This window comes from Mesorhizobium sp. B2-4-7 (genome assembly GCF_006442685.1).
Taxonomy (GTDB): Bacteria; Pseudomonadota; Alphaproteobacteria; order Rhizobiales; family Rhizobiaceae; genus Mesorhizobium.
Genome location: NZ_VFVH01000003.1, coordinates 414580 through 439407, shown reverse-complemented (window position 1 = coordinate 439407; position 24828 = coordinate 414580). Strand labels below are relative to the sequence as shown.

At 63.8% G+C, this 24828-nt stretch carries 26 protein-coding genes; 13 read left to right on the top strand and 13 right to left on the bottom strand.

Annotation, left to right across the window (positions count from 1 at the left end; genetic code table 11):
- Window positions 1–46 precede the first annotated feature (46 nt).
- The gene (locus FJ946_RS12240) at window positions 47–1843 is read right to left on the bottom strand and encodes a chloride channel protein (RefSeq protein ID WP_140496238.1); all 1797 of its coding nucleotides are present in this window, start codon (window positions 1841–1843) and stop codon (window positions 47–49) included.
- 131 nt (window positions 1844–1974) lie between these two features.
- The gene (locus FJ946_RS12235; protein WP_140556597.1) at window positions 1975–2274 is read right to left on the bottom strand and encodes a putative quinol monooxygenase; all 300 of its coding nucleotides are present in this window, start codon (window positions 2272–2274) and stop codon (window positions 1975–1977) included.
- A 113-nt stretch (window positions 2275–2387) separates the two neighbouring features.
- Between FJ946_RS12235 and flhA the strand changes: the two genes are divergently transcribed.
- Genes flhA through FJ946_RS12220 form a run of 3 tightly spaced genes read left to right on the top strand, consistent with a single transcriptional unit; the run spans window position 2388 to window position 5609 of the window.
- Complete coding sequence (flhA, locus tag FJ946_RS12230) at window positions 2388–4475, top strand: flagellar biosynthesis protein FlhA (protein WP_140496240.1); 2088 nt, start codon at window positions 2388–2390, stop codon at window positions 4473–4475.
- On the top strand, window positions 4472–5224 hold the full coding sequence (gene fliR / locus FJ946_RS12225) for a flagellar biosynthetic protein FliR (RefSeq protein WP_140496241.1): 753 nt from the start codon (window positions 4472–4474) through the stop codon (window positions 5222–5224). Before flhA ends, fliR begins: the two co-directional genes overlap by 4 nt.
- A 1-nt stretch (window position 5225) precedes the next feature.
- A complete protein-coding gene (locus FJ946_RS12220) occupies window positions 5226–5609 on the top strand; it encodes a hypothetical protein (RefSeq protein ID WP_140496242.1) in 384 nt (127 codons plus the stop codon).
- Between the two features lie 175 nt (window positions 5610–5784).
- On the opposite strand, the gene FJ946_RS12215 is transcribed toward FJ946_RS12220, so the two are convergent.
- The gene (locus tag FJ946_RS12215; RefSeq protein WP_140522346.1) at window positions 5785–6243 is read right to left on the bottom strand and encodes a nuclear transport factor 2 family protein; all 459 of its coding nucleotides are present in this window, start codon (window positions 6241–6243) and stop codon (window positions 5785–5787) included.
- Between the two features lie 90 nt (window positions 6244–6333).
- Window positions 6334–6696 carry a hypothetical protein gene (locus tag FJ946_RS12210; RefSeq protein ID WP_140522348.1) on the bottom strand — a complete coding sequence of 121 codons (363 nt, stop codon included), beginning with the start codon at window positions 6694–6696 and terminating at the stop codon, window positions 6334–6336.
- 79 nt (window positions 6697–6775) lie between these two features.
- Between FJ946_RS12210 and FJ946_RS12205 the strand changes: the two genes are divergently transcribed.
- The gene (locus tag FJ946_RS12205) at window positions 6776–7354 is read left to right on the top strand and encodes a TetR/AcrR family transcriptional regulator (RefSeq protein ID WP_140522710.1); all 579 of its coding nucleotides are present in this window, start codon (window positions 6776–6778) and stop codon (window positions 7352–7354) included.
- 468 nt (window positions 7355–7822) lie between these two features.
- Window positions 7823–8617, top strand: a complete 795-nt coding sequence (locus FJ946_RS12200; RefSeq protein WP_140522350.1) for an SDR family oxidoreductase — start codon at window positions 7823–7825, stop codon at window positions 8615–8617.
- Between the two features lie 344 nt (window positions 8618–8961).
- Here FJ946_RS12200 and FJ946_RS12195 read toward each other — a convergent pair whose 3' ends face one another.
- From FJ946_RS12195 to FJ946_RS12185, 3 genes are all read right to left on the bottom strand, one after another.
- Entirely contained in the window at window positions 8962–9843 is an 882-nt protein-coding gene (locus FJ946_RS12195; RefSeq protein ID WP_140522712.1) for a DUF1194 domain-containing protein, read from the bottom strand.
- Window positions 9844–9890: 47 nt separating this feature from the next.
- The gene (locus FJ946_RS12190) at window positions 9891–10532 is read right to left on the bottom strand and encodes a hypothetical protein (protein WP_226880524.1); all 642 of its coding nucleotides are present in this window, start codon (window positions 10530–10532) and stop codon (window positions 9891–9893) included.
- 111 nt (window positions 10533–10643) lie between these two features.
- A complete protein-coding gene (locus FJ946_RS12185; RefSeq protein ID WP_140566232.1) occupies window positions 10644–11642 on the bottom strand; it encodes a DMT family transporter in 999 nt (332 codons plus the stop codon).
- A 151-nt stretch (window positions 11643–11793) separates the two neighbouring features.
- Between FJ946_RS12185 and FJ946_RS12180 the strand changes: the two genes are divergently transcribed.
- The 5 genes from FJ946_RS12180 (at window position 11794) to FJ946_RS12160 (ending at window position 16052) form a co-directional block, all read left to right on the top strand.
- Window positions 11794–13767 (top strand): BTAD domain-containing putative transcriptional regulator, encoded by a 1974-nt coding sequence (locus FJ946_RS12180; RefSeq protein WP_140566229.1) that lies wholly within the window; start codon window positions 11794–11796, stop codon window positions 13765–13767.
- Window positions 13768–13981: 214 nt separating this feature from the next.
- Entirely contained in the window at window positions 13982–14542 is a 561-nt protein-coding gene (locus tag FJ946_RS12175) for a rod-binding protein (protein WP_181167713.1), read from the top strand.
- Window positions 14543–14555: 13 nt separating this feature from the next.
- On the top strand, window positions 14556–14981 hold the full coding sequence (locus tag FJ946_RS12170) for a hypothetical protein (protein WP_140496250.1): 426 nt from the start codon (window positions 14556–14558) through the stop codon (window positions 14979–14981).
- 30 nt (window positions 14982–15011) lie between these two features.
- Complete coding sequence (locus tag FJ946_RS12165; RefSeq protein WP_140496251.1) at window positions 15012–15533, top strand: hypothetical protein; 522 nt, start codon at window positions 15012–15014, stop codon at window positions 15531–15533.
- Window positions 15534–15767: 234 nt separating this feature from the next.
- A complete protein-coding gene (locus tag FJ946_RS12160) occupies window positions 15768–16052 on the top strand; it encodes an SCP2 sterol-binding domain-containing protein (RefSeq protein ID WP_140522358.1) in 285 nt (94 codons plus the stop codon).
- An 83-nt stretch (window positions 16053–16135) separates the two neighbouring features.
- On the opposite strand, the gene FJ946_RS12155 is transcribed toward FJ946_RS12160, so the two are convergent.
- Window positions 16136–16693, bottom strand: a complete 558-nt coding sequence (locus tag FJ946_RS12155; protein WP_246673090.1) for an N-acetyltransferase — start codon at window positions 16691–16693, stop codon at window positions 16136–16138.
- Window positions 16694–16960: 267 nt separating this feature from the next.
- Window positions 16961–18094, bottom strand: a complete 1134-nt coding sequence (odc2, locus tag FJ946_RS12150; RefSeq protein ID WP_140566226.1) for an ornithine/lysine decarboxylase — start codon at window positions 18092–18094, stop codon at window positions 16961–16963.
- Between the two features lie 685 nt (window positions 18095–18779).
- Between odc2 and FJ946_RS12145 the strand changes: the two genes are divergently transcribed.
- From FJ946_RS12145 to FJ946_RS12135, 3 genes are all read left to right on the top strand, one after another.
- Window positions 18780–19679 carry a LysR family transcriptional regulator gene (locus FJ946_RS12145; RefSeq protein ID WP_140496254.1) on the top strand — a complete coding sequence of 300 codons (900 nt, stop codon included), beginning with the start codon at window positions 18780–18782 and terminating at the stop codon, window positions 19677–19679.
- 88 nt (window positions 19680–19767) lie between these two features.
- Window positions 19768–20436 carry a DUF1007 family protein gene (locus tag FJ946_RS12140; RefSeq protein WP_140496255.1) on the top strand — a complete coding sequence of 223 codons (669 nt, stop codon included), beginning with the start codon at window positions 19768–19770 and terminating at the stop codon, window positions 20434–20436.
- Window positions 20433–21629: a nickel/cobalt transporter gene (locus tag FJ946_RS12135; protein WP_140556582.1), complete on the top strand. Its 1197-nt coding sequence runs from the start codon at window positions 20433–20435 to the stop codon at window positions 21627–21629. Before FJ946_RS12140 ends, FJ946_RS12135 begins: the two co-directional genes overlap by 4 nt.
- A 149-nt stretch (window positions 21630–21778) precedes the next feature.
- Here FJ946_RS12135 and denD read toward each other — a convergent pair whose 3' ends face one another.
- From denD to FJ946_RS12115, 4 genes are read right to left on the bottom strand one after another with little or no spacing between them, the layout of a single operon-like run.
- Window positions 21779–22753 carry a D-erythronate dehydrogenase gene (denD, locus tag FJ946_RS12130; RefSeq protein ID WP_140513663.1) on the bottom strand — a complete coding sequence of 325 codons (975 nt, stop codon included), beginning with the start codon at window positions 22751–22753 and terminating at the stop codon, window positions 21779–21781.
- A 12-nt stretch (window positions 22754–22765) separates the two neighbouring features.
- Window positions 22766–22978, bottom strand: coding sequence for a hypothetical protein (locus FJ946_RS12125; RefSeq protein ID WP_140513664.1), 213 nt, complete (start codon window positions 22976–22978; stop codon window positions 22766–22768).
- Window positions 22979–23038: 60 nt separating this feature from the next.
- Complete coding sequence (locus FJ946_RS12120; RefSeq protein ID WP_140556580.1) at window positions 23039–24067, bottom strand: cation diffusion facilitator family transporter; 1029 nt, start codon at window positions 24065–24067, stop codon at window positions 23039–23041.
- A 27-nt stretch (window positions 24068–24094) separates the two neighbouring features.
- Window positions 24095–24781: a GNAT family protein gene (locus FJ946_RS12115; RefSeq protein ID WP_140566223.1), complete on the bottom strand. Its 687-nt coding sequence runs from the start codon at window positions 24779–24781 to the stop codon at window positions 24095–24097.
- Between the last annotated feature and the right edge of the window lie 47 nt (window positions 24782–24828).

Below are 24828 nucleotides of genomic sequence, written 5' to 3'. Positions count from 1 at the left end.
TGCACGAGCTCAGCCAGGCCGGCTCGGCAGCCTACCTTCGCCCGACCTACCCTTCGCCCGACAAGTCCCGGCGCGCTTTTTCCAGCTCCTCGGCATAGCGCCGCATCAGATGGCCCTCGGTCAGCAGTCCGAGCACGATGTGGTCGGTGAAATCCTCGACCACGGCCAGCTCCTCGGCGCCGGCCCGCTGGAAGGTCTCGGCGGCCGACTGCACGTTCATGCTCGGCACCAGGACGGCATCCTTGTATTGCGCCAGATCGCGCACCGCCGTCTCGCCGTCGGACAGGTCGCTGTGCAGTTCGGCAACGATCAGCACGCCGACATACTGGTCACCCGCGTCGACGGCAATGACGCGCTGGGCCGAACCCAGCGGCACCTGCTTGCGGAAGGCCGCAAGCGTCGTGTCGGCATTGATGGTCTTGATGTCCTTGCGCATCATCGAGCCGACGGTCAGGCTGCGCATCCAGCCGACGTCATGGGCGCTGCGGATCGTCTCGCCGCGCAGATGAAAACGCCACGTCGAGAAGGAGTAGCCGAAGGTCTCGCGCACCAGGATCGCCGCCATGATCGAGGCCGCCAGGACGACGCCGGTTAGCGTCAGGTCGCGGGTCGATTCCAGCGCCAGGAACGTCATCGTCAGCGGCCCGCCGACGACGCCGACCGCCAGCGATGTCATGCCGACGACGGCAGCGACGGCGGGATCGATGCCGGTCGACGGCGAGATGAAAGCCATCACATCGGCGAATGCCTTGCCGAGCAGGGCGCCAAGAAACAGAGAAGCGAAGAACAGTCCGCCGCGAAACCCCGAACCCAGCGAGATCGCGGAAGCCGCCAGCTTCAGCACGAAGACGCTGGCCACCACGCTCAGCCCATAGTTCATGGCGAATTCGCGATGCAGCGCGCCGTGGCCGCTCGACAGCACCTGTGGCGTGACCAGCCCAAGCAGGCCGACGATGACGCCGCCGATGACGGGACGCAGCGAGGCGTCGACCGACAGTTTGGCAAAGGCGCGTTCGACCAGCGTCACCAGATGCATGATGGCGATCGAGGCGGCCCCGCCAAGCAGCCCAAGCAGCAGGAAGGGCACGTACTGGCTGGCCGTGAGTGCCGGCAGGCCCGCAAGCTCCAGCGGGAACGGCACGCCGCCGAACATCTCGGCGGTGAGCGAGGCGGAGATCGCCGCGGTCATGACAGGCACCACATTGGCGACCGAATAGATGCCGATGACCAGTTCGAAACCATAGAAAGCGCCGGTCAGCGGCGCGTCGAAAGCCGCCGCGATGGCGCCGGCCGCGCCGCAGCCGACCAGGATGCGGACATCGTTGCGGCGCAGCTTGAAAAGCCGCGCCAGCCGCGAAGCCAGGCCGGAACCGACCTGCGTATAGCCGGCTTCCAGCCCGACAGAGGCGCCGAAACCGCTGGAGATCATGGTCTGGCCGGCGATGATGAACGTATCGGTCAGCGACATGCGACCGCCATAGAGCGCGTTGGCCTCGATCGGGTCGACAGGCGTGCGGAATCTCCGCTTTCTCAGCCAGATCACCGTCAGCCCGAGCAGGATGCCGCCGATCGCCGGGATCAGGGCCTGCATGGGGTGGGCGAGGGAGAACATGCCGGAAAGTCGGCCGCCGGGCTGCACGCCGAACAACAGCCCGTGCAGGTCCTGCACGATCTGGCTCATCGCGGTGACCAGTATGCCCGCCATCACGCCGACGATGCCGGCAAGGACGACAACCGCTATGCCTCGCGCTTCGAGCAGCGGGATCGAATTGATGAGCACCGCGCGCAGCCGGCGAGCGTAGACTTGCGGTTGATTCCTGGGCGATTGGTTTTTGGTAAGCACCGGAGCGGCTCGCCGACATCAGCAAGGCATTGAAAACACTGCCGTGCTGATACGCCGAGCGGCACCGCATGGCAACCACAATGACGGCGCCCGCGCGCCCTTTGGGAGGGAGCCCGTCCGGCCGCCGATGGTCAGGTCGGCTTCGGGTCGCCGGCCTCGTAGAGCACGAGATTGCGCTCGCCGATGCCGAGCGCTGGCCAGCTTGCGCGCCAGTCCACAAGGTGTGGCGCGGCGAAATGTGCGTCGAGCGCCGCCCTGTCACTCCAGACTTCCGTGACCCGGATCAACCCGGCATCGAGGACATCCTGCGCATAGGAGTATGCGAGGCAACCGGGCTCGGCACGGCTGGCAACAACCATGCGTTCCATCGCTGGCCTTGCCTGTTCGAGCTTGTCGGGTGGCAGACGAACCGTGCCGATGACCAGCAGCATGAGATTTCCTTTCGATGGTTGGGCAGGCCACTCTCCCACCCTCGCGCAAGCTTGGCCAGCTACCCTCGCCGGGCTGTCGCATGCTCGGCAGCCCACGGTTTTCGAGGACTAGAATGGCGATAAGCGAAAGCATCCAGCCCGGCGCCGTGGCCAAGAACGGTCGCGACGTCTTCTTCGCGCTGGGCATCGTCATCATCCTGGCCGTGCTGTTCCTGCCGATCCCGGCCTTTCTCATCGACGTCGGCCTTGCCTTCTCGATCGCCCTTTCGGTGCTGATCCTGATGGTGGCACTGTGGATCCAGCGGCCGCTCGACTTCTCCTCGTTTCCGACCGTACTGCTCATCGCTACCATGCTGCGGCTATCGCTTAACATCGCCACCACGCGCATGATCCTGTCGCACGGCAATGAAGGCACGCATGCAGCCGGCTACGTCATCGCCGGCTTCTCCAAACTGGTCATGGCCAGCGATTTCGTCATCGGCCTGATCGTCTTCATGATCCTGATCGTGGTGAACTTCATCGTCATCACCAAGGGCGCCACCCGTATCGCCGAGGTCGGCGCCCGTTTCACCCTCGATGCCATCCCCGGCAAGCAGATGTCGATCGACGCCGACCTCTCCGCCGGCATGATCGACGACAAGACAGCGCAGTTGCGCCGCCGCGAGCTGGAAGAGGAATCCTCCTTCTTCGGCTCGATGGACGGCGCCTCGAAATTCGTCCGCGGCGACGCCATCGCCGGCCTCATCATCACCGCCATCAACATCGTCGGCGGCATCGCCATCGGCTATATCAGGCACGGCATGGGCATGGGCGAGGCCGCCGACGTGTTCATCAAGCTGTCGGTCGGCGACGGTCTGGTCACCCAGATCCCGGCGCTCATCGTCTCGCTCGCCGCCGGCCTGCTGGTTTCCAAGGGCGGTACGCGCGGTTCGACGAACCAGGCCGTGTTCGGGCAGCTCGGCGCGCATCCGCGCGCGCTCTATGTGGCGGCGGCGCTGCTGGTGCTGCTCGGGCTGATGCCTGGCCTGCCCTTCTTCCCCTTCTTCGCGCTCGCCGGCGGCATGGCCGGCCTCGGCTATGTCATTCCGATGCGCCACAACCGGGCCATGGCCGAGGCCGAGGCGCTGAAGAACCAGGAGAAGGCGACCAAGGCCGAGGAAGAGAAGAACTCGGTCAAGGCCTCGCTCGCCACCGCCGAGATCGAGCTTCTGATCGGCAAGCAGCTTTCGACCCGGCTGCTGGTCTCGCATCAGGAGCTGGTCTTCCGCATGGCCAAGATGCGCAAGAAGTTCGCCCAGCAATATGGCTTCGTCGTGCCCGAAGTGCGCGTCGCCGACGATTTCGCCATCCCGCCGAAAAGCTATCAGATCAAAGTGCACGGAACGGTGGTCGCCGAATATTCGATGCGCGTCGGGGAGATCATGGTGCTGCTCGGCAACCGCGACGTTCCCGAAATTCCGGGCGAGGAGATCCGCGAGCCGGCCTTCGGCATGCGTGCCTATTCCGTCATGGAAACATTCGCCGAGGATCTGAAGCGCGAGAACTACACCTTTGCCGACAACATGTCGGTGCTGCTCACCCATCTCTCCGAGGTCATCCGCAACAACCTGCCGCAGCTTCTGTCCTACAAGGACATGAAGGCGCTGCTCGAGCGCCAGGATCAGGAATACCGCAAGCTCGCCGACGAGATCTGCACCACGCACATCTCCTATCCCGGCCTGCAGGCAGTGTTGAAGCTGCTGCTGGCCGAGCGTGTCTCGATCCGCAACCTGCACCTGATCATCGAGGCCATCGCCGAGATCGCGCCGCATGTGCGCCGCACCGAGCAGATCGTCGAGCATGTCCGCATCCGCATGGCGCAGCAGATCTGCGGCGATCTTTCGGAGGGCGGCGTGCTCAAGGTGTTGCGTCTCGGCAACCGCTGGGACCTCGCCTTCCACCAGAGCCTCAAGCGCGACGCCAAGGGCGAGGTGCGCGAGTTCGATATCGATCCGCGCCAGCTGGAAGAATTCGGCCAGGACGCCACCAAGGCGATCAAGAAATTCCTCGAAGCCGGCGAGCGTTTCGTCCTCGTCACCGCGCCCGACGCGCGCCCCTATGTGCGCATGATCATCGAGCGGCTGTTCACCACGCTGCCGGTGCTCTCGCATGTCGAAATCGCCAAGGGCGTCGAGATCAGGGTGCTCGGGACCATATCGTGAGCGTTCTCTCGCAAGCGGTCGTCATCGCGGCGTTCCTCGCCTTCTGCCGCATCGGCGCCTGCTTCATGCTGATGCCCGGCCTGTCCAGCGCCCGCATCCCGGTGCAGGTCAGGCTGTTCGTTGCGGTCGCCGCCACCGGCGGCCTGCTCGCCTTCCTGTGGGACAAGATCTTTCCCTTCGTCGATCCGCGTCCGCAGATCCTGGTGCCGATGATCGTTTCCGAACTCCTGGTCGGCGGCCTGATCGGCGCCATGACCAGGCTCTACATGGAAGCCCTGCGCTTCATGGGGTCGGCCATCGCCATGCTGATCGGCTATGGCGGCTCGGGCGGGCCAGCGATCGAGGAGCCCGAGCCGCAGGCGGCGCTCGCCGCCATGATCTCGTTCTCGGCACTGCTGCTGCTGTTCGTCTTCGACTTCGACCATGAGATCATACGCGCGCTGGTGACATCCTATACGGTCGCGCCGGTCAACGTCTTCTTCAACCCGCAGGCGGCACTGGTCGATGTCGCCGACACGGTTTCGGACACCTTCTTCCTGGTCATCCGCCTCGGCAGCCCTTTCGTCGCCTATGCCATTCTCGTCAACCTGACGATCGGCTTCGTCAACAAGCTGACGCCGCAGATCCCGATCTATTTCATCTCCCAGCCCTTCGTCATCGCCGGCGGCATGCTCATCTTCTATTTCGCCGTCGGCTCCATGCTGTCGCTGTTCGTCGACGGCTTTGTCGACCTGACGCTGGCGAGGTGACATGAGCACGCGCAAGGACCGCCTGAAGAAGCTGGTCAAGGTTCAGGAACAGTTGAAGGCGCTGCACGAGACGCGCCACGCCACCCTCCTCGCCGCCGCAAATGCCGCCGAAGCCGAGGCCAAGGAACTGGTCGAGCATTTCGACAAGGACAATTCCCTCTCCGGCCTTTTCCCCGATCTCTACCACCGCCGCATCGCCCAGGCCGTCGTGCGCCAGGAGGCGAACCTCGAAAGCGCCAGGAAGGAGGCCGGCCTCGTCGCGTCGGCAACCGCGCGCACCAACATGGTCGAGCGCGCCTACAAGGACGTGCGCAACCGCGACGAACGCGAACGCTCCGACCGCGAACGCCTCGATCTGATCGCGCAGAAGCGGGGACAGGAGTAGAGGAGGAGGTCTGGACGCAAAGCAAGCCTTCGCAGCGGAATCCTGACTGACCGCTTTGCGCCTCGTACGGGCTATGGATGCAATTTCGCGTCTACCCAGAAGCCGCCCGTACAGCCTGTCGAAGAATGTGCCGAGCCTCCGCATTGCGGAGGATCGTAAAAAGGCGACTTTTCAGCTAGCTTGTTATCTGTTCGGCGGCAGCTTCCTCGAGGCCAGCTGCCGCTTGGACGGCAAGACCGCGAGCCGCTGCCTGTGAATCGTAAAATTCCTCGAGCGCATGGACCCTGCCCCACCGCAGGGTAAACACGTGGAGACCTCGGTTGATGTACGACGTGTCGCCGTTGAGCAGGGTCGCGGTGCCATCCCACTGGGCAAACACAGTGGTATGCCACGGCCAGCCCTCCACCCAGATGTGATTGACCGTAAGACGGAGGGTGGGCAGAACACGGCCGAGGCGTTCAAACCAGCGGCGCAGGGCTTCCTTGTCGTGGCGCTCTCCACCAAGCGCGTGGGCGCCGCCAACCCGATGATGGACATGTGGCGCGAGTGCTTTCACCGCCGCATCCCAGCGATGATTGTTGACGTCATCGAAGCTCTTTCGGATCGATTTCTCGACAAAATAACTATATAGCATATCACTCTCCTCCAACTCATTCGGTAGCGCGATCGAAGGCACCTGTGGCAAGCTGTTCGGACGCAGCCGACACCATGCAGGGTCTGCGCGTCAGCGCATTGTCGCGTCGGCTCGCAGGTATGTGTCGGTCTCGGTCGAGATCGTGACCTCCTCGCCCGACCTTGAGAACGCATAAAGCGAATCCTGATGGCCCGGCATGGAAAAGGCCACGGAGTCGCCGTCAGCAAGGCCCATGACGAAGCGCAGCGGATCACCTCCGATCTTCGGCGCGAGGGTGGCGGTGACCTCCAGCAGGTCGCCGTTGACCGGGAAGTAGTAGACCACCATGTCGAGCTGTCCCTCGTGCAGGCTGGCAGCTTTGATCGGGCGTCCGATGGTCGCTTCCTCGGCAAAAGCCGGTTTCGCAAGAAACATCGCGGCCAGAACGGACGCACTCAGGGTTTTGCGGATCATCTCATATCTCCTTTTTTGGATTGCGTTCGACCTCTATATAATGTATAGATTACGAATGCAATCTAAAAAGGAGATGGCGATGCGCGTAAGTCGCACTCAGGCCGCGGAAAACCGCGAAACCGTGATCAATGTGGCAAGCCGCCTTTTTCGGGAGCGAGGCTTTGACGGCATTGGCCTCAAGGATCTGATGAAGGGCGCCGGGCTGACCCAGGGCGCCTTTTACAAGCAGTTTGAGTCAAAGGACGACCTGGCGGCGCAGGCATCCAGGCGCGCGATGGAAAGCGCCACCGACAAGTGGTCGGCCGCGACCGCGGCAAACCCTGGGAAACCGCTCGACGGGGTGATCTCATTCTACCTCAGTATGGATCATCGCGCGGAAAAGATGGACGGCTGCCCGGTCGTCGCGCTCGGCTCGGATGCGGCCAGGCAAGGCGCCGAGGTGAAGGCCTCATTCGAGGCCGGCATCAAGGAGTACCTCGAGATGCTCGGCAGTTGGGTTGGCGAGCACGACAGCGAAAAGGCCGGCGACAAGGCAATGGCCGTTCTCTCGACAATGGTCGGCGCGGTCATGCTCTCGCGGGTGGTCAACGACCCGGACCTCGCCCAGGCTTTTCTGGACGCGGCGGCCGATCAGGTTCGCGAAACAGTCGCCATCTGAACCATGCGGGCAGCGGCGCCTGATCCATTGCTCGCCGCTCGGACCGAACCGTCGCGCGACTGCGAGGAAGTAACGGATACCGTCCCAGTCGATCATGGAGAAGTTCGCGTCGTCAGGTGAAGCCTCCGGTGCAATTTCGCACCACCGTAATGCGTATCTTCCGACTGCATGGCGCGCTTGGGCACGCCTACCTCTTGGCGTGAGGCAGCGGCGATGCGTCCGCCCCCCGAAGGAGAATTGCGATGAGCTATTCGATCATAGATTTGGGGCTGTTGGCCAGGCGCTGGCCCGTATGTTCGCCCACCAGGAAATGGCGGTGTCCGTGGCAAGAGCCCGGGCTCGGCGTCCTTCGGCACTAGCATTCGGAACGCTGCGCGCGCCCGCGCGGCTTATCTAGCTGAGCGGCATCAGCTGACCTCCGGGCCATCCGTCCGGTCGTCCGGCCGCCTATAATCGGAGATCAAGGGCATGAACATCGAACTCAAGGGCCGCAAGGCCATCGTCACCGGATCGACCGCCGGCATCGGCCGCGCGATCGCCGAAGGGCTCGCGCGCGCAGGCTCCGCCGTCGTCGTCAATGGACGTACGGAAGAGCGGGTCGCCGCGACGCTCCGGGAACTGCGCGCGCTGCTGCCTGACGCCGACCTCACCGGCATTGCCGCCGATCTCGCGACGGCCGAGGGCTCGGCGGCGCTCGCGGCGCAGGCGCCGGATGCCGACATCCTCGTCAACAATGTTGGCACTGCGCGTCCCAATGGCTTCTTCGAGCAGGACGACGCCGCATGGCTCGACCTCTTCCAGCTCAACGTGATGAGCGGCGTGCGCGCCGCGCGCCACTATATGCCGGGTATGGTCGAGCGCGGGTGGGGACGGGTCGTCTTCATCAGCAGCGAGTCCGCGCTCGCCATCCCCAAGGAGATGATCGACTACGGCATGACCAAGACCGCGTTGCTGGCCGTGTCGCGCGGGCTGGCCGAACTTGTCGGTGGCACCGGCGTCACGGTCAACGCTGTCCTGCCGGGGCCGACCGACTCCGAGATTCTTGGCGACTGGATGAAGGCCACCGCGAAGGAGCAGGGCATCACGCAAACGGACGCCGAGCATAATTTCCTGAAATCGCTGCGTCCGACCACGCTCATCAACCGGTTCGCGACAACCGAGGAAGTCGCGAACATGGTCGTCTACACCTGCTCCGAGCAGGCCTCGGCGACCACCGGCGCCGCGTTGCGCGTCGACGGTGGTGTGCTCCGCTCGATCGGATGAGCCGCGTCCCACCGCCGCGGTGGCATGAGGGTCGCCGCGGCTGAGCCGGCCTCAAATCGGCGCCGGCTCGGGTGCCTCATATCGGCAGCGATTGTCGGATCGTCGGAGCCGCCCTGGGGTGCGCCGCCGATCGACCGGGCCGAGGTCAAGATCGACGAGGGGCCGTGGATCGCCAAGAAACATACCTGTCGGGAGAGCAACGGACAGGTGACCGCCGTATTCAGGTCAGTTGACGGCTCGGCGCGTCGAGCCGAGCAGCCTGGAAGCTGTGTTTGCTAATGCCAGGAGCCGCCGTCTGCTCTCGGCCCTTACGCGTCCGTGCAGCAATGCGCCACTGTCCGGAATTACGGTTGGGAAGAGCGCTCGTCCGCCGGTTGCGGGAATTGCCCTTCGTTGTTCATGCTTACTTCTGTGACCAGCTTGCGGCGAAGCGCCGTGCTGTAGTCGTTTGGCCCTTTTGGCGTCATGACGAAGGCCTGGGAACCGCCAATGACCGATTTGGCAAAATAAGATGCCAGCGGATTGCCGGGATCGTCGTCTTCGGCGGGAATGGCGATGGCGTTGATCGTATATCCCTTGGCAATGGCGTTCAGCCTGCTCGGCTGAACAGGAAGTCCGTCGTTGTTCTCACCATTGGAGGAGATATCGATGACCTTCTTGGCGGCATTTCCAGGAAACTGGTCCAACAGAAGACTGCCAATGTCGATAGCCGAGGAAACCGATGTTCCGGATCGCCCTCGACGGATGACGCCGGTATCCCCTTTCCTGCTGATCTCCGCCGCCGCCGCTCTTGCATCTTCCAGTCCGCAGATGCTTGTCCACGGCAGTATGGTGCGTGCGTGTCCGGGGCTCGACCATTCAAAGTAGGCCACGCCGATGCAGCCGACGTAATTCCGGCCGATGGCGGCGATGATCTCGGGCGAAGTGAGTGCCGCGGCATGTCCCTCGCGTTGCAGATCGGCGATCTTTGGATCAATCGATGACGAGAAGTCGACCGCGAACACGATGGCAACGTCGACATTCGCTGCATGCGCCGGGAGATTCCAGAACGCAGAAGCTGCAAGTATCCCCGCCAGTCTCAGGAGTGAATTGGCTCGCTTTGCCAGCCCCCTTCCCGATGGCTTTGTCGGCGAAAAAAGATTGGCCCCGCCTATCGGCTGCACCCGCCCGCGAAAGGAGACCGCTCCAGAAGAGGGACCGGCGTCCTGATACATATCTGTAAACATGCTCATTCTCCATCTCGACAACCGATCGTTGTCAAAGCCGCCCATTTTCAACATGTGGAAATTTGACGAGGGACCTTGGACCCAACGCCGAACAGCAGCAGATCGGCCTTGGTCCACAAAAGATAACAGCCGAGTAACGTCAGCGGCATGATGAGTGCCGCGAAGGACTCGCCCGACCAGACCACCGGCAAAGCCTGGCCGAGGGCGACGGTTGTCGCCACCACTGCCGGCAACCTGCTGGCGAGCACCGCACTGCGGAACGGATCGGGCCAGGCGGTCGGCCACACCGGAACCGGCCTGCCCGGCCTGTGAAAGGTGCTGCCGAACTTGCCGAGCGCATGCAGCAGGCCGGACGTCGCCGCAAGCAGCGGGTCGCCGAGCAGCAAGAGCGCGATGCCGAGCCCGATTGCGCCTAATCCCGAGAGGAAGTCGCCCAGACGATTGAGGGTGGGATCGGGAACATCCGGCTTTGCCCAAGCCCGGTGGTAGGCTTCGCCGCCGCAGAAAAAGACGAGGGTAGCCAAGGTGAGCGCAACAGTGCCATGGCTGCCTGCGAAATAGTCCGTCACCGCCGCGATGACAGCGCTTTCCTCATGCTGGCCGACTGGCGCGGCCGCAATTTGGGTTGCAAGACCTACGACGAGGCCAAGCGCGTTGCCACTGTTGTAATAGCCGCCGGGTCCCTTCATGCGGGCACCAAGGGCCGATCTCAAATGTGCGAGCGGAAGAAGGACTGTCCACGCGTTCATCGCAGCGCCCCCGCGGCCTGTCCGGCCGCGCTCGACACGGCGACGTTCGCATCAGCGGCAGTGGTCATCGCATTCCTCCACCGGACCTGAACTGTTGACGCGGCGTTCGCCTGCCCCGCTTGCCGGCGCTGTTGCAAAGGCAGGGGCAATGTCGAAGAGTTGGTTCGAAGTGGTCCGCAAGGACGCACGTGCCTGCGGCGTTCGGTTCGATCGTGCTACCGAAAGGATCGCACCGAGAATGATCGCCGCTCCCAAAGCGCCCGGCCACGAACTCCGCTCGCCCAGAAAGATCGCCGCGCCCAGCGCCCCGAAAACGCTTTCGGCACTGACGATCACGGCGGCGTGGCTGGCCGGCGTGAAGCGCAGGGCAACCGTCTGTATGCCGAAGGCTATCGCGGTGGAGAAGACGCCGAGTATCGCCAATTCCGGACCGGCTGCGAATGCGGCGGCCAGCGACAGGTTGCCTTGCAGTGCCCCAAGCGGCAGGGCGAAGACTGCGGCGCCGAGGAATTGTGCGGCGGCGGCGGTGAACGGCCGCGCATGGGCCTGCATGTGCCGGCCGAGCTCGACCGCCCAGAGCGCATAGCAGGCAGCCGACAGGATGGCGGTGAGATCGCCGCTGCCGAGGCCGCCGATCCCATCCGACAAAAGCAGGGCTCCGACCAGGGTCAGCCCGGCAGCGATCGTGAGGCCCGCTGTCGGACGCTCGCCGACGAGCAACCAGGCGGCCAGAGGTGTCATTACGGTTGCCGTGCTCACCAGAAAGCTTGCATTGGTGACCGAGGCTCCGACATAGCAAAGCTGCTGAAGCGTGATGGAGATGGCGAACAGCGCGCCCACCCTGGCCAGGCTCGGAAAATAGCCCGCCCCGATCGCCACTCGCCTTTCGGTCAAGACAAAGGGCAGCACCAGCAGCCCGCCGATCAGGCAACGCAGACTTACCGCGCTCATGGCGTCGAGATGGACCAGCACCGTCTTTTGCGAGACGTTGCCGAAGCCCCACAATGCGGCTGCAAGGAGCAGCAGCAAATTGGCTCTTGTTCTGGACACGCGCCCCCCTTGAACCAAGCATTGCGTTGACTTGGCCGCCTAATTTAGCGAAGTCTAAATGACCCGCCGTCACGGGGGCGCTTGAAGCGCGGTGACGGACGATTGCGGAACGTTAGATTTGCGTTAGAATTTCGTCAGGCTGAGGCAGCAGATGCAAAGTGACGACGGCGGCGCTGCAAATAGAATCTCACTCTTCGGCGGCTTCCGTATTGAAACAACTGGCCCGCTTCGACTGGTCGGGAAACGCGGCCCGGCAATCGTTGCTTATCTGGCCCGATGTCCGGGCATGGCAGCAACGCGGGAGAAACTGGCTGACCTGCTATGGGGCGACAGCGATGGCGAACATTCGCGCAACAGTCTTCGCCAAACCCTCAGCGTCCTGCGCCGCGATCTCTCGGGTGTCGATCTTATCCATTCCACCGGAGAGTTGATCCGCCTCAGGCCAGAGGCGTTTCGGGTCGATGTGGAGGAGTTCGAGACGGGTCTATCGGCCCGCTCCGCGCAGGAACTCGAAAAGGCCCTGGCGAACTACACCGGCCCGTTCCTCGACGGGCTCCATGTGGGAAGCAATGGCTTCGACGACTGGGTCGCGTCGGAACGCGACAGGTTGCTCGGTCGTGCGCTTGAATCGTTCGAGAAACTGGCTCGCCTCGTCGACGCTGAAGCGGGCCTCGTCCTGGCCGATCGCGTCCTGGCTATGGATCCGGCGCGGGAAGAATCCTATCGGCTCAAGATGGAATTGCTCCTTGCTTGTGGTCAACGCGACAAGGCGCTCAGGACATACGAGGCTTGCAGAAGCATGCTGAAGAAGGAGTTCGGCGTCGAAGCCGGCCCAGAGACGCGGGCACTATGGCAGTCCCTGCTGCTTATTTCCGACACGGCGCCACACGCGCCGTCGGCAAGTGGTGTTGCGGCCAGCCATCGCCTCGGACACCCCTCCATTGGCGTTGCCGACTTCACCAATCTGACCGGAAAACAAGGCGACAATTTTTTCTCCAAGGGACTGGTCCAGGACATCACGACAGCCCTTTCCGAGGTGGCCGACTATGTCGTGCTCTCCGCTGTTCCCCCGACAGATAAGGTCGGCCCGCGCCAGGAAGGTAAAGCGCCGGGAGCGCTACGCCCACAATATGTGCTCAGCGGCAGCATCCAGAGATCCGGCAATGGGCTGAGGGTGAACATCCAGCTTGTCGATGCCGTCGGCGGTCATCATGTCTGGGCCCAGAAGTTCGACGGCCACTCCGAGAATGCGCTCGAATTCCAGGACAGGATCGCCCAGTCCGTCGTTCTGGCGGTGATCCTCGAACTTCAACTGACCAACTGGAAGGTCCGCGACAAGAGTCCGCCTGGTCCCCCTGAAGTGCGCAGGTTGGTGAACGAGGCGCTCATGAAATATTTTGAGATGACCCACGACTCGCTGCTGGTCGGGATGGAACTTGCGACGAAGGCGCTCTCGACAGGGCCCGACAACGCCCGTGCGAAGCGGACGCTCTCGATCATGATTTCCATGGGCATCGCGTTTGGCGCGCTGCCCCGCGAGCAGGGCAATATCGAGTATACGCTGGCGCTCGCCGAGGCCGCGGTGCGGGCGGTGCCGGACGATGAAATTGCCCGGTGCATCTTGTCATTCGCTCTCGAAAGTTGCGGTCGTATCGACGAGGCGATCGTCGAATGCCGGCACGCGATCAGCCTCAACCCAAATTATCCGAGCGGCCACGGCGACATTGCGATGCTCTTCGCGCTGCGCGGACAGGTCAGCGAAGCCGTGCGCGAGGCGAACGAGGCGATCCGGCTGGGAACCCATGATGTCATCGACTACTGGCGTCACCACGGGCTCGTTATGGCGTTGTTTGCCGGCGGAGACGATCAACGGGCGCTCGAGGTCGCGCGCAAGGTGGTCAGGACAAAGCCGGGCTTCGTTCGTGGCGCGCTTTATTGGGCCGCAGCCGCGGCCGCAACCGGCAATCGCGATGAAGCGTCGCGGGCCATCCATCATTGCCTGTCACAACTTCCGCATCTCAATCTGAGCAATGTCTGCCCTGGCTTTGTGCCGCGCTATGTGAAGGATCATCACCATTCCCGGTTCCTTGAAATGCTGTCGAGGGCCGGTCTTCCCCCGTCCTGAAGCCCCTCGCGTTCGAACGGATTCGGGCGAGACGCTTTCTGCCGGTCGTTCTCCCAAAACCGGAAGCCACTTTTTAAGCGACATGCGTTGTTGAAAATCTGGCTACGCGGCTGGATACAGAGAACCCTGACCTTGCTCCCTCCCCCCGCAAGCCTGCCACAAGCTTGTTGAGGCATGGTCTGGCCAAGGAAAACCGATAAAAAGGCGGACTTTCTTGGCGATCTCTCCACCCAGCGACATCGTGATGGATGTTGCCCGAGCAGCCGAGCCGGCGGATCTCGCGGCCGCGCGCGCCGCGCTGACCAGGCATGCGGGCGGCGTTGCCGGCAGCTTTTCGGTCGATGCCGCTTCGGCCGGGACGATGCTGTCGCGCGCCACCGCCGACCAGGCCGTGGCGGCCGATCCATCCAAGAAGTTCAAGAAATTCGAAGCCATGGTGCTCCAGACCTTCATCCAGAACATGATGCCCAAGGACACCGAGGGCGTGTACGGCAAGGGCCTGGCCGGCGACATGTGGAAATCGCAGCTCGCCGAGCGCGTCGCCGACGTCATGGCCGAGCGCGGCGGCATCGGCATCGCCAAATCGCTGCTCGCCGACCATTATCTCGAAGGCAAGCGCAAGGTGCCGATCGGCCCGGTCTCCGGCGGGTCTGAAAAGACCGAGATCGACCGGCAGAGCCGTCTGTCCACCTCGCTCGTCCAGGAACTGCAGCGCAAGGCCGCCAGGTCCATGACCGGCGATGAAACGACCACAAAGACAGACATCAAGATCTAGACTGGGAAACGCCATGGCCGACTTTTCGGAATTCACCGCCAACCTGCCGGCGCGCACGGCCACATCGGAAGCCCCGGTCGCACTCGCGCGGCCCGGAAACCTTGCCGCCATCATCGGCCGCATCGAGGAAGTCGTCGAGCAAGAAACGGCCGGGCTGCGCAGCGACACCGGCTACGACCTCAAGGCATCGAACGCGCGCAAGAGCCGCTATCTCTATGAACTGACCCGTGCCATGCGCGGCGGCAGCGAAGCCGAGTTCCTCGAACAGCACCGCGAAGGTCTTGTCCGGCTTCGCCAGAAGCTGGCGAAGAACGAGGCGGCGATCCTGGCGCATCTGAGCGCCGTCAACGAGGTCGCAGGCCTGTTGCGCACCGCCATCCAGCGTGCCGAAACCGACGGCACTTATTCCGCCGGCGAGTTCGGCCGGGCGCGCGGTTAGCGCGCGGTGGTCGCCGGCTCGGGTGCCTGAATGGTTAAGGTCATCGCCATCGCGGTATGGATCTGCGTCGCCACGCTCGGCGCGGTGTTCTATTCGTTCCAGGCCGCCGGCGAACGCGGCGTCGGCGAAAAGCCGAAGCCGATGCTGGGCGGACTGGACTACGTCAAGACCGAGGTCATCTCGGTGCCGCTGATCCGCAACGCCAGGATCGACGGTTATTTCCTGACCAAGTTGGTCTACACGGTCGAACCCGAGCAGATCAAGAAACTGTCGATCCCGGCCGAGGCGCTGATCACCGATCAGGTCTATTCCTACCTCTATTCCAATCCGCAGATCGACTTCACCAAGAAGGAGACGATCGACCTCGACGCCTTCCGCGCCGCAATCCGCGATACCGTCAACACACGCGTCGGCGCCACACTGGTGCATGAGGTTCTGGTCGATCAGGTCAATTTCCTGAGCAAGGATGAGATACGCGACAACTGGCTGCGCCGCCGGCAGGAAGCCGGCGCCACGGCGTCCGAGATGACCAAGGCCTTCAAGTCGCATTGAGCCCCCGGCATGCCACTGGCCAAGCGCGGTGATCCGGTCCCTCGCCGGTGCGGCGATAGGAACCAGGCCCTGCAATTCGCGTTGACGTAAACGTCAATCCAAAGCTATATGCGGCAGCGACCGTGGCCGCGAAAAAATGCATGGCTCTCGGGCGGATCATGCCGTGGCGCGACAGATGCAACCAGATAAGCAGATGCAACCGAACAGGCAGATGCAACCAGACAGGAGAATAGCGTGAGCGTTCAGGAGATTGCCGACAAGATCAGGTCGCGCGTGGCCAGCAGCGGGTTCGATCGTTCCGTGAAATTCGACACCGGCGGCGACGGCGTCATCGTCATCGACGGCGCCGATGTCTCGACCACCGATGGCCCCGCCGACTGCACCATCAAGCTCTCGCTCGACGATCTGGACTCGCTGATATCGGGCGATCTCAACCCGACCATGGCGTTCATGACCGGCAAGATAAAGGTCGAAGGCGACATGTCTGTCGCCATGGCGCTCAGCCAGTTGATCGGCTGAGACAGAAGACCGCCGAGACTGTTCTCGGGACGAAAACGCCGCCGTTTCGGGCGGCGTTTTTCGTTCGTTTGGGGCTCAGCGCCTCAGGCCGCCAGCGTCGGCGCCTTCAGCTTGCGCCCCGCGGCCTTCAGCGTGCCATGGACGCCGTCGAGCGCGCCCTCCACCAGTTCCACCGCGAGCAGCCGATGCCGCTCATACGGGCCCGGCATGGCCAGCGAACCGGTCTTTGCGGCTGAGAAGCCGAAGCGGCCGTAATAGGGCGCGTCGCCGACCAGCAGGATCGCCGCGTGGCCGAGACGCGCGGCTTCGGCGACCGCATGGCGCATCAGCGCCGAGCCGATGCCGGCACTCTTGAGCGAAGGGGCGACCGCCAGGGGCCCAAGCAACAGTGCTGCCGGACCGCCCTCGCCCAGCGTGACGTCCCAGAGCCGCACCGTGCCCATCACGGCGCCCGATGCGTCGCGCGCGACGAAAGCCAGGCCTTCGGAGGGCCGCCGGCCCCGCCGCAGCTTCTCCGACGACTTCGTCTTGCGCTTCGGCCCCATGGCGGCATCGAGCAACGCCTCCCGCGCCACGATGTCATCAGGCGTTTCGGCAACGATGGCGAAAGCACGGGCACTCTCCCCCCTCGAGGGGGAGATGTCGCCGAAGGCGACAGAGGGGGTCGCCGCGCGTGAAGCGCTAGCCTCATGCGGTCCAAGAGACGTCGAGGCGGCTGAGACAAACCCCTCCGGCCACTTCGTGACCATCTCCACCTCAAAGGGGGAGATGTCGCGCGCAGCGCCTTCGACAACGAAATTTGCAATGTCCATTTCCGCGATCCCTTCACGAGCGGAGACTGTTCCACAGGCGAGCCCGGATGGGCGACAAACGCCCACCTGGGATGATCTGACGGTTCTTTCGAACCGTCAGATCACGTAGGATCGGAGAGGCTCGAAGCCGTTGAAGGCGACCGCCGAATAGGTGGTCGTGTAGGCCCCGGTGCCTTCGATCAGCACCTCGTCGCCGATGGTCAGCGACAGAGGCAGCGGATAGGGCGTCTTCTCATACATCACGTCCGCCGAATCGCAGGTCGGGCCGGCGAGCACGCAAGGCGCGGTTTCCGAGCCGTCATGCGCGGTCACCAGGGGATAGCGGATCGCCTCGTCCATCGTCTCGGCCAGGCCGCCGAATTTGCCGATGTCGAGGAACACCCAGCGCACATTGTCGTTGTCCGCCTTCTTCGAGATCAGCACGACTTCCGACTTGATGACGCCGGCATTGCCGACCATGCCGCGGCCCGGCTCGATGATGGTCTCGGGAATGGCGTTGCCGAAATGCTTGCGCAGCGCCGAGAAGATGGCCTGGCCGTAAGCCTGGGCCGCCGGCACGTCGCGCAGGTAGCGCGTCGGGAAGCCGCCGCCCATATTGACCATCTTCAAGACGATGCCTTCCTCGGCGAGCGTCGAAAACACGGTCTTGGCGTCGGCCAGCGCGCGATCCCAGGCCGCCAGGTCGGTCTGCTGCGAGCCGACATGGAACGACACGCCATAGGCGTCGAGCCCGAGCGCCTTGGCATGGCGCAGCACGTCGACAGCCATCGCCGGCACGCAGCCGAACTTGCGCGACAGCGGCCATTCGGCGCCCTCGCCATCGGTCAGCACGCGACAGAACACGCGGGCGCCTGGAGCGGCGCGGGCGATCTTCTCGACCTCCTCGACGCAGTCGACGGCGAACAGCTTGATGCCGAGCTGGTAGGCGCGCGCGATGTCGCGCTCCTTCTTGATGGTGTTGCCGAAGGAGATGCGGTCCGCCGGCGCACCGGCGTCCATCGCCATCTCGACTTCGGCAACGGAAGCGGTGTCGAAGGACGAGCCCATCGCAGCAAGGAGGCGCAGGATTTCCGGCGCCGGGTTTGCTTTCACCGCATAGTAGATCCTGGAATCGGGCAGCGCCTTCTCGAAGGCGCGGAAATTGTCGCGCACGACATCAAGGTCGACGACGAGGCAAGGACCGGTCGGACGTCGGGTGGCGAGGAAGTCGAGGATGCGCTGCGTGGCCATCGGGTTTCTCCATCACGCCTTTCGGCGCGCACAAGGGTGCGGACGCGGGCTGTCGGCCTCGCGAACACGCGGTGGACAAAGGCGGGACGGAAATCCATGGAACCAGCCGGTGGAGACCCCGGAACCATGAAACGCCGTCTCGCGGCGATGAACCTTGGCCTTGCCCGGCTTCGGTTCGCTTTGTCTGCCTTGGCTTGGACTGGGAGAACCCCGTTCCGCACTGCCGGCAATGATGGTGTGCCTCTTCAGTAACCCCGGTCTTTGGACAACCGGCAGAGAACCAGAAAGGCCCGCACCGTCGTTGCTTCAAGGTGTCCTCGGTCTGGCGGTTGGCCGCTAAACCGACTGGAGGGGTTGGCTCCAGTTACCTTACCGATTTCCCTCACCATTCAGAGGGTCGGCGGACACCCACAGGCACGTGCGACTTTGGGCAAGCGCGATATAGGGGCAGAGAGATTCACAATCAATAAAAATCGTATCGCAGGTTGTAAAAATTCCGGCATCGAACAATGTTGGTTTCACCGTATCCGGATATCGAACGATGACAGGCACGCACGCCCCTCTCGACGCCCTTCGGCACCCTCGCAAGCTATCGGTGGTCGGGCCTGTCGCTGGCCCTTCCGGCGGCGACATTGCCCTGATACGGCTCGGCCGAAATCTCGATGCCGCACGAAAGGCCTGATTCATGGACACACTGACCCGCATGCGCGCCTTCATCGACGTGGTCGAGGCCGAGGGCTTTTCGGCGGCGGCGCGCAAGATCGGCCGCTCCAAGGCGCTGCTGTCGAAATATGTGCGCGAGCTGGAGGACGAGCTCGGCGCGCTGCTGCTCAACCGCACCACCCGCCAGTTCTCGATGACCGAGGCCGGCCACACCTATTATCGCCGCGCCTCCGAGATCGTGCGCGAGGTCGACAGTCTTGCCGACGCCGTGCGCGAATCCTCCGGCGATGTGCGCGGCAGGATCAAGCTGTCTGCGCCGCGCACCTTCGCCGACGCGCCGATCGGCCAGTCGCTGATCGACTTCGCCAAGCAATATCCCGACATCGTGCTCGACATCCAGCTGGACGACCGCTTCGTCGACCTCGTCGAGGAAGGCTTCGATCTCGCGGTGCGCATCTCGCGCCTGGAGAACTCGTCGCTGATCGCCAGGCGTCTGGCGCCGTTCTCGACGCGGCTGTGCGCATCTCCCGAACTCATCGCAAAACATGGCATGCCGGTACGGGCGCAGGATCTCGGCCGCATGCCCTGCATCGTCGACACCAATGGCCGCGGCCTGAACAACTGGCAATTCAAGGGAGACGGCGAGGATACGGTGAGCGTCTCGGTCTCCGGCCCGATCGAAGTCAACAGCCCGATGGCGGCGCGGGCTGCTGCCCTGTCGGGGTTGGGATTTGCCATCCTGCCGGATTTCATCGCCGTGCCGGATATTGCGAGCGGCCGGCTGGTGACGGTTCTGGATGACCGCACCCTGTCGGGCGCCGGCATTTTCGCCGTCTATCCGCACCGGCGCTATTTGCCCGCCAAGGTGCGTGTCTTCGTCGATTTCCTGGTCCAGTGGTTCAGGACGCGCGAAACCGCATGACCGCCTTCAATTGCGGCGCGGTCCCATTTTCGCCCCCTTTCTGGTAACTGTCGACTTCTCTCCGAAGCCAAGGGAATCGCGACCGCGAATGCATCTAAGACGGCACGCAATCATGCTGGCTTCGGCCCTGGCGGCGACATTGGCCGCCGTTGGACCGGCAGAGGTGCATCCGCACGTTTTCGCCGAGGCCCGCCTCGACGTGATCCTCTCCCCGGATCACCAAAGCGTGAAAGCGCTGCGCCATCTCTGGCGCTTCGACGATCTGTTTTCCAGTACTGTCATGATGGAGTTCGACAAGAATTCCGACCTGAAGCTTGACGACAAGGAGTTGAAGGAGGTCGCCGACACGGTCCACGCCTCGCTGGCCGAATTCAACTACTTCCAACTCGTCACCCAGGACGGCAAAGACGTGCCGATGACACCGCCGCCGCATCTGATGGCCAATTTCGACAACGACCAGCTGATCATCCTGTTCGAGTCCGAACCGAAGGCGCCGATCAAGCTCGCCGGCAAGATCGATATCGGCGTCTACGATCCGACCTTCTACACGGCGATCGATTTCACCGAGGACGCCAACATCACGGTCGAGGGCCTGCCCCCGAACTGCACCGACAAGGTGGTCCGCCCCGACCCGGATGAGGCCATCAAGGAAAACCAGAAGACCCTGACGGACGCCTTCTTCAACGACCCGACAGGCACCGACATGAGCAAGATTTTTGCCACCAAGCTCGAACTGACCTGTCAGCCAGAAGGATGAACCCGGTGATGAGACCATCCCTGCGTTTGGCATTCGGCCTGTTGGCCATCAGCTTCGCGATGGTGCATTTCGCCGGCTCGGCTCATGCCCAGAGCTCGCTCGGCATCGGCGTCAACGATGGCATGGCGCCGACCACCGGCCCGTTCGCCCACATCCTGATGTGGATCAATCTGCGGCAGCAGGAATTCTATCGCGCGCTCGCCACGGCGATGAAGGCGATGCGCCAGGACAACAGCAAGCTCTGGGTGCTCATCGGCCTGTCCTTCGCCTACGGCATTTTCCACGCCGCCGGCCCCGGCCACGGCAAGGCGGTGATCTCGTCCTACATGGTCGCCAACGAAGTGGCGCTGCGGCGTGGCATCCTGTTGTCGTTCGTCTCGGCCCTGCTGCAGGGCCTGACCGCGGTCGCGGTCATGGCAGTCGCCTATTTCGTCCTGCGCGGCACCGCCGTCTCGATGACCGACGCGGCCTGGTTCATGGAGATCATGAGCTTCGTCTTCGTCACCCTGTTCGGCGCCTGGCTGCTGTGGCGCAAGCTCGGCCCCTCCGTCCTGCGCCTGTTCGGCAGAGGTCCCGCCTACAGCCTGTCGGCGGCTCACGCGGGGCATTCCCATGCGGGCCATTCGCATGCCGGTCATACAGGTCACACGGGCCATTCGCATGCCGCTCACAGCCATTCGGCGAACGCGCTGCATGGGCATGAACATCACGACCATGGGGATGACCATTCGCACGATCACCATGACCACGGCGCGCATGACCATCACCACGATCATGGCGCGCACGATCACGCGCACGCGGCGGGCGAGGTCTGCGAGACCTGCGGCCACTCGCATGCGCCAGATCCGGCGCTGCTGTCCGGCGACCGCTTCGACTGGCGCACCGCCTGGACGGCGGTGGCCGCGGTCGGTATCCGCCCCTGCTCCGGCGCGCTGATCGTGCTCAGCTTCGCCCTGCTCAATGGCCTGTGGCTCGGCGGCCTGCTGTCGGTGCTGGCGATGTCGATCGGCACCGCCATAACCGTCTCGGCGCTGGCCACGATCGCGGTGACCGCAAAGAACTGGGCGGTGTATTTCGCCGGCGACGGCCGCATGGGCAACCGCATCCATTCGATCGTCGAGATCGGCGGCGCCGCCTTCGTGTTCCTGTTCGGACTGCTGCTGCTGTCGGCGAGCCTGACGGGTGGCGTTTGACCCGGAAGTAGCGCCCCAAGGTGTGTTGAGATTCAGGTCAGGCCGTGCCGAGAACGGTTGATATCGAGAACCGGAGCGGAGCGTACTTAAAGTACGTGAGCACCGGAAGCGCAGGTATCAGCCGTTCGCAGGCCGGCATCACCTGAATATCAATACACCTTGCCGCCGAGTTCATCCTCGATATGAGCGCGGATAATCTCGTCAAAGCTCTTCTCGGCACTGAAGCCGAGTTCCCTTGACCGCCGCGCCTCGAACCGCGTCGGCCAGCCCTTGACGATCGCCCAGATCGTCTCGTCCGGCTCCTCGCGGATCAGGCTCACCGCCTTCGGCCCGGCGATGCGTTCCAGCGCCTCGATCTGCTCGCCGACGGTGACGGCGACGCCTGGCATCGTCAGGTTGCGGCGCGGCCCGACGGCGGCGCCGTCGATCCCGGCCGCATGGATCAGGAAATTCACCGCCGAGCGTGGGCTGGCGTGGGTATGGACGACGGTGCGCGGCACCGGCAGGATCGCCTCCTGACCGTTCAGCGGCTCGCGGATGATGCCGGAGAAGAAGCCGGAGGCCGCCTTGTTCGGCTTGCCCGGCCGCACGCAGATGGTCGGCAGCCGGATGCCGATGCCGTCGAAGAAGCCGCGCCTGGAATAGTCGGCCAGCAGCGCCTCGCTCATCTGCTTCTGCGTGCCGTAGGAGGTCAGCGGCGTAGTGTGGAATTCATCGGGAATGACGTCCGGGAACGGCGCGCCGAACACCGCGATCGACGAGGTGAACACGACGCGCGGCGCAAACCCAGCCAGGCGGACGGCATCGAACAAGGCGCGCGTGCCGTCGAGATTGACGCGGTAGCCGAGATCGAAATTGGCTTCCGCCTCGCCCGATACGATGCCGGCGAGATGGAACACGACGTCGGGCCGCGACGCGACCAGCCTCTCGGCGGCGCCCGCCTCGGCGAGATCGCCGGTATGGCTGTGGATGCTGACGCCATCGATGGCCGGCGCCTGTGGCGGTACGATGTCGTGCAGGTCGAGCGCGGAGATCTTCTGGCCGCGCAGCCTGCCGTCCTTTGCCAGCCGTGCAATGAGCTTGCGGCCGACCATGCCGGCGGCGCCCGTGATCAGAATGCGCATGTCGAACTTCCCTTATTTGCTCTGATTTTTGCGTTGGCTGCGCGCGCGCAGCCAGAACACCAAGAAAAACGCCAGCACGAACGCGGTGCCGAAGATGCCGGCGAGCACGGTCGAAAGGCCGCCGAGGGCCAGCATGATGTTTGGCAGGAAATAAACGGCAATGCCGAACAGCAGCATGATCGACAGCGCGGCGATGGCGGCGTTCTTGGTATCGCGATCCATTATGCTGTCCCGGCGTGGCCAGGGGTCGTCGAGCTCGGATTCAAGGCGCTTGGGTTCCCTGCGTCAGTGATGGTGGCCATGATGCAAAGCCGCGTCATGCCCCTGGTGGTGATCATGGTCATGACCATGGTCGTGCTCGTCGCCGTCGTCGGCGCACTGGCCGAATTCAGGTTCCACCGTGGCATGGCTGATGCCATGCTCCGACGCAAGCCGCTTCTTGATCGCGCTGACCGCCTTGTGCGCGTCCACGCCCTCGTTGAGGCAGGCATGCAGCGTCGCCATGCTGCTGGTGCCGTCGATCGACCAGATATGCATGTGGTGCACCTCGCGCACCCCCTGGACCGTCGTCGCGATGTCGCTGGCGATCAGGTCCCGGTCGAGGCTCGGCGGCACCCCTTCGAGCAGGACGTGGGCGGCCGCGCGCATCAGCGACCATGCCGTGGACAGGATCAGCAGCGAGACCAGCACCGACAGGATCGGATCGATCGGGGTCCAGCCGGTGGCCAGAATGACGATCGCCGCCACGATTGCCGCGGCCGAGCCGAGCAGGTCGCCGAGCACATGCAGGATGGCGCCGCGCATGTTGAGGCTCTCACGGTCGCCGCCATGCAGCACCAGGAAGGAGCCGATGTTGACCAGCAGGCCGAGGATCGCCACCACCAGCATCGGCCCGCCCAGCACCGGCGCCGGCGTCTGCAGGCGCTCCCACGCCTCGTAGACGATCCACAGCGCGATGACGAAGATGGCGATGCCGTTGGTGTAGGCCACCAGCGTCTTGACCCGGCCGAAGCCATAGGTCAGGCGGACGGTCGCCGGCCGGTCCGCAAGATGAAACGCATACCAGGCCAGGCCGAGCGCAATGGCGTCGGCAAGCATGTGGCCGGCATCGGCCAGCAGCGCCAGAGAGCCGGTGAAGAGGCCGCCAAGCGCCTCCGCCACCATGAAGCCCGCCGTCAGGCAGGCCGCGATCAAAACGCGCTTCTTGTCGGTCGAGCCATGACTATGCGCGCTGTGGCCGTGCCCGCTGTAGCCGTGCCCGCTGTGGTCGTGCCGGCTGCCGTCGTGCCGGCTGTCGTCGTCACTGTGCGCCAATGGCAAACTCCCATGCCCGGATTCAGCTCAGGCGCCGAATTCCGCGCGAAAATCCTCGAGCCGTCGTTTCTGCTGGCCGGCACCGTCGAAATTGGCCGGATCGAGCCACGCCTCGTAGGCTTTGCGCAAGGCCGGCCATTCCTTATCGATGATCGAATACCATGCGGTGTCGCGGTTTTCACCCTTGACGATCAGGTGCTGGCGGAAAATGCCCTCGAACTTGAAGCCGAACCGTTCCGCGGCGCGCTTCGACGGCTCGTTGCGGTTGTTGCATTTCCATTCGTAGCGGCGATAGCCGAGCTCGTCGAAAATGTATTTCATGAACAGGAACTGCGCTTCCGTCGCCGCCGGCTTGCGCGCGATGAGCGGCCCCCAATAGATGTTGCCGATCTCGATGACGCCATAGGCTGGATCGATGCGCATCAACGTCTGGCGCCCGGCGACCTTGCCGCTCGCTTTGTCGATGACGGCGAAGAACAGCGGATCCTCGCTCGCCTCCACCTTGTCCAGCCAGGGTTGGAAGGCGGCGCGGGTTTCCGGCGGATAGTCGGGCAGCCAGGCGAAGCGGCCATCGACGTCGGCCACGGAAGACGCTTCATAGAGGCCATCGCCGTGCTTGGCGGCGCTCAGCGGCTCAAGCCTGACATAGCGGCCCTCCAGCACCTTGCGCTCCGGGCGCGGACGCGGTTGCCAGTTCTTGAGATTTTCCGACACCGAAAGCTCCAATCCGTTTGACTTTTGCGGGCCGAAGCTCACAAAAA

Coding starts and splice junctions, on each gene's coding strand:
- denD (WP_140513663.1), bottom strand. CDS start 22,753: ATGCGCATTCTGATCACGGGCGCCGCCGGCATGGTCGGCCGCAAGCTC.
- FJ946_RS12135 (WP_140556582.1), top strand. CDS start 20,433: ATGAACCCGGTGATGAGACCATCCCTGCGTTTGGCATTCGGCCTGTTG.
- FJ946_RS12195 (WP_140522712.1), bottom strand. CDS start 9,843: ATGTTTACAGATATGTATCAGGACGCCGGTCCCTCTTCTGGAGCGGTC.
- odc2 (WP_140566226.1), bottom strand. CDS start 18,094: ATGGCCACGCAGCGCATCCTCGACTTCCTCGCCACCCGACGTCCGACC.
- FJ946_RS12140 (WP_140496255.1), top strand. CDS start 19,768: ATGCATCTAAGACGGCACGCAATCATGCTGGCTTCGGCCCTGGCGGCG.
- FJ946_RS12180 (WP_140566229.1), top strand. CDS start 11,794: ATGCAAAGTGACGACGGCGGCGCTGCAAATAGAATCTCACTCTTCGGC.
- FJ946_RS12200 (WP_140522350.1), top strand. CDS start 7,823: ATGAACATCGAACTCAAGGGCCGCAAGGCCATCGTCACCGGATCGACC.
- FJ946_RS12215 (WP_140522346.1), bottom strand. CDS start 6,243: ATGCTATATAGTTATTTTGTCGAGAAATCGATCCGAAAGAGCTTCGAT.
- FJ946_RS12170 (WP_140496250.1), top strand. CDS start 14,556: ATGGCCGACTTTTCGGAATTCACCGCCAACCTGCCGGCGCGCACGGCC.
- FJ946_RS12205 (WP_140522710.1), top strand. CDS start 6,776: ATGCGCGTAAGTCGCACTCAGGCCGCGGAAAACCGCGAAACCGTGATC.
- FJ946_RS12220 (WP_140496242.1), top strand. CDS start 5,226: ATGAGCACGCGCAAGGACCGCCTGAAGAAGCTGGTCAAGGTTCAGGAA.
- FJ946_RS12235 (WP_140556597.1), bottom strand. CDS start 2,274: ATGCTGCTGGTCATCGGCACGGTTCGTCTGCCACCCGACAAGCTCGAA.
- flhA (WP_140496240.1), top strand. CDS start 2,388: ATGGCGATAAGCGAAAGCATCCAGCCCGGCGCCGTGGCCAAGAACGGT.
- FJ946_RS12210 (WP_140522348.1), bottom strand. CDS start 6,696: ATGATCCGCAAAACCCTGAGTGCGTCCGTTCTGGCCGCGATGTTTCTT.
- FJ946_RS12190 (WP_226880524.1), bottom strand. CDS start 10,532: ATGAAGGGACCCGGCGGCTATTACAACAGTGGCAACGCGCTTGGCCTC.
- FJ946_RS12145 (WP_140496254.1), top strand. CDS start 18,780: ATGGACACACTGACCCGCATGCGCGCCTTCATCGACGTGGTCGAGGCC.
- FJ946_RS12165 (WP_140496251.1), top strand. CDS start 15,012: ATGGTTAAGGTCATCGCCATCGCGGTATGGATCTGCGTCGCCACGCTC.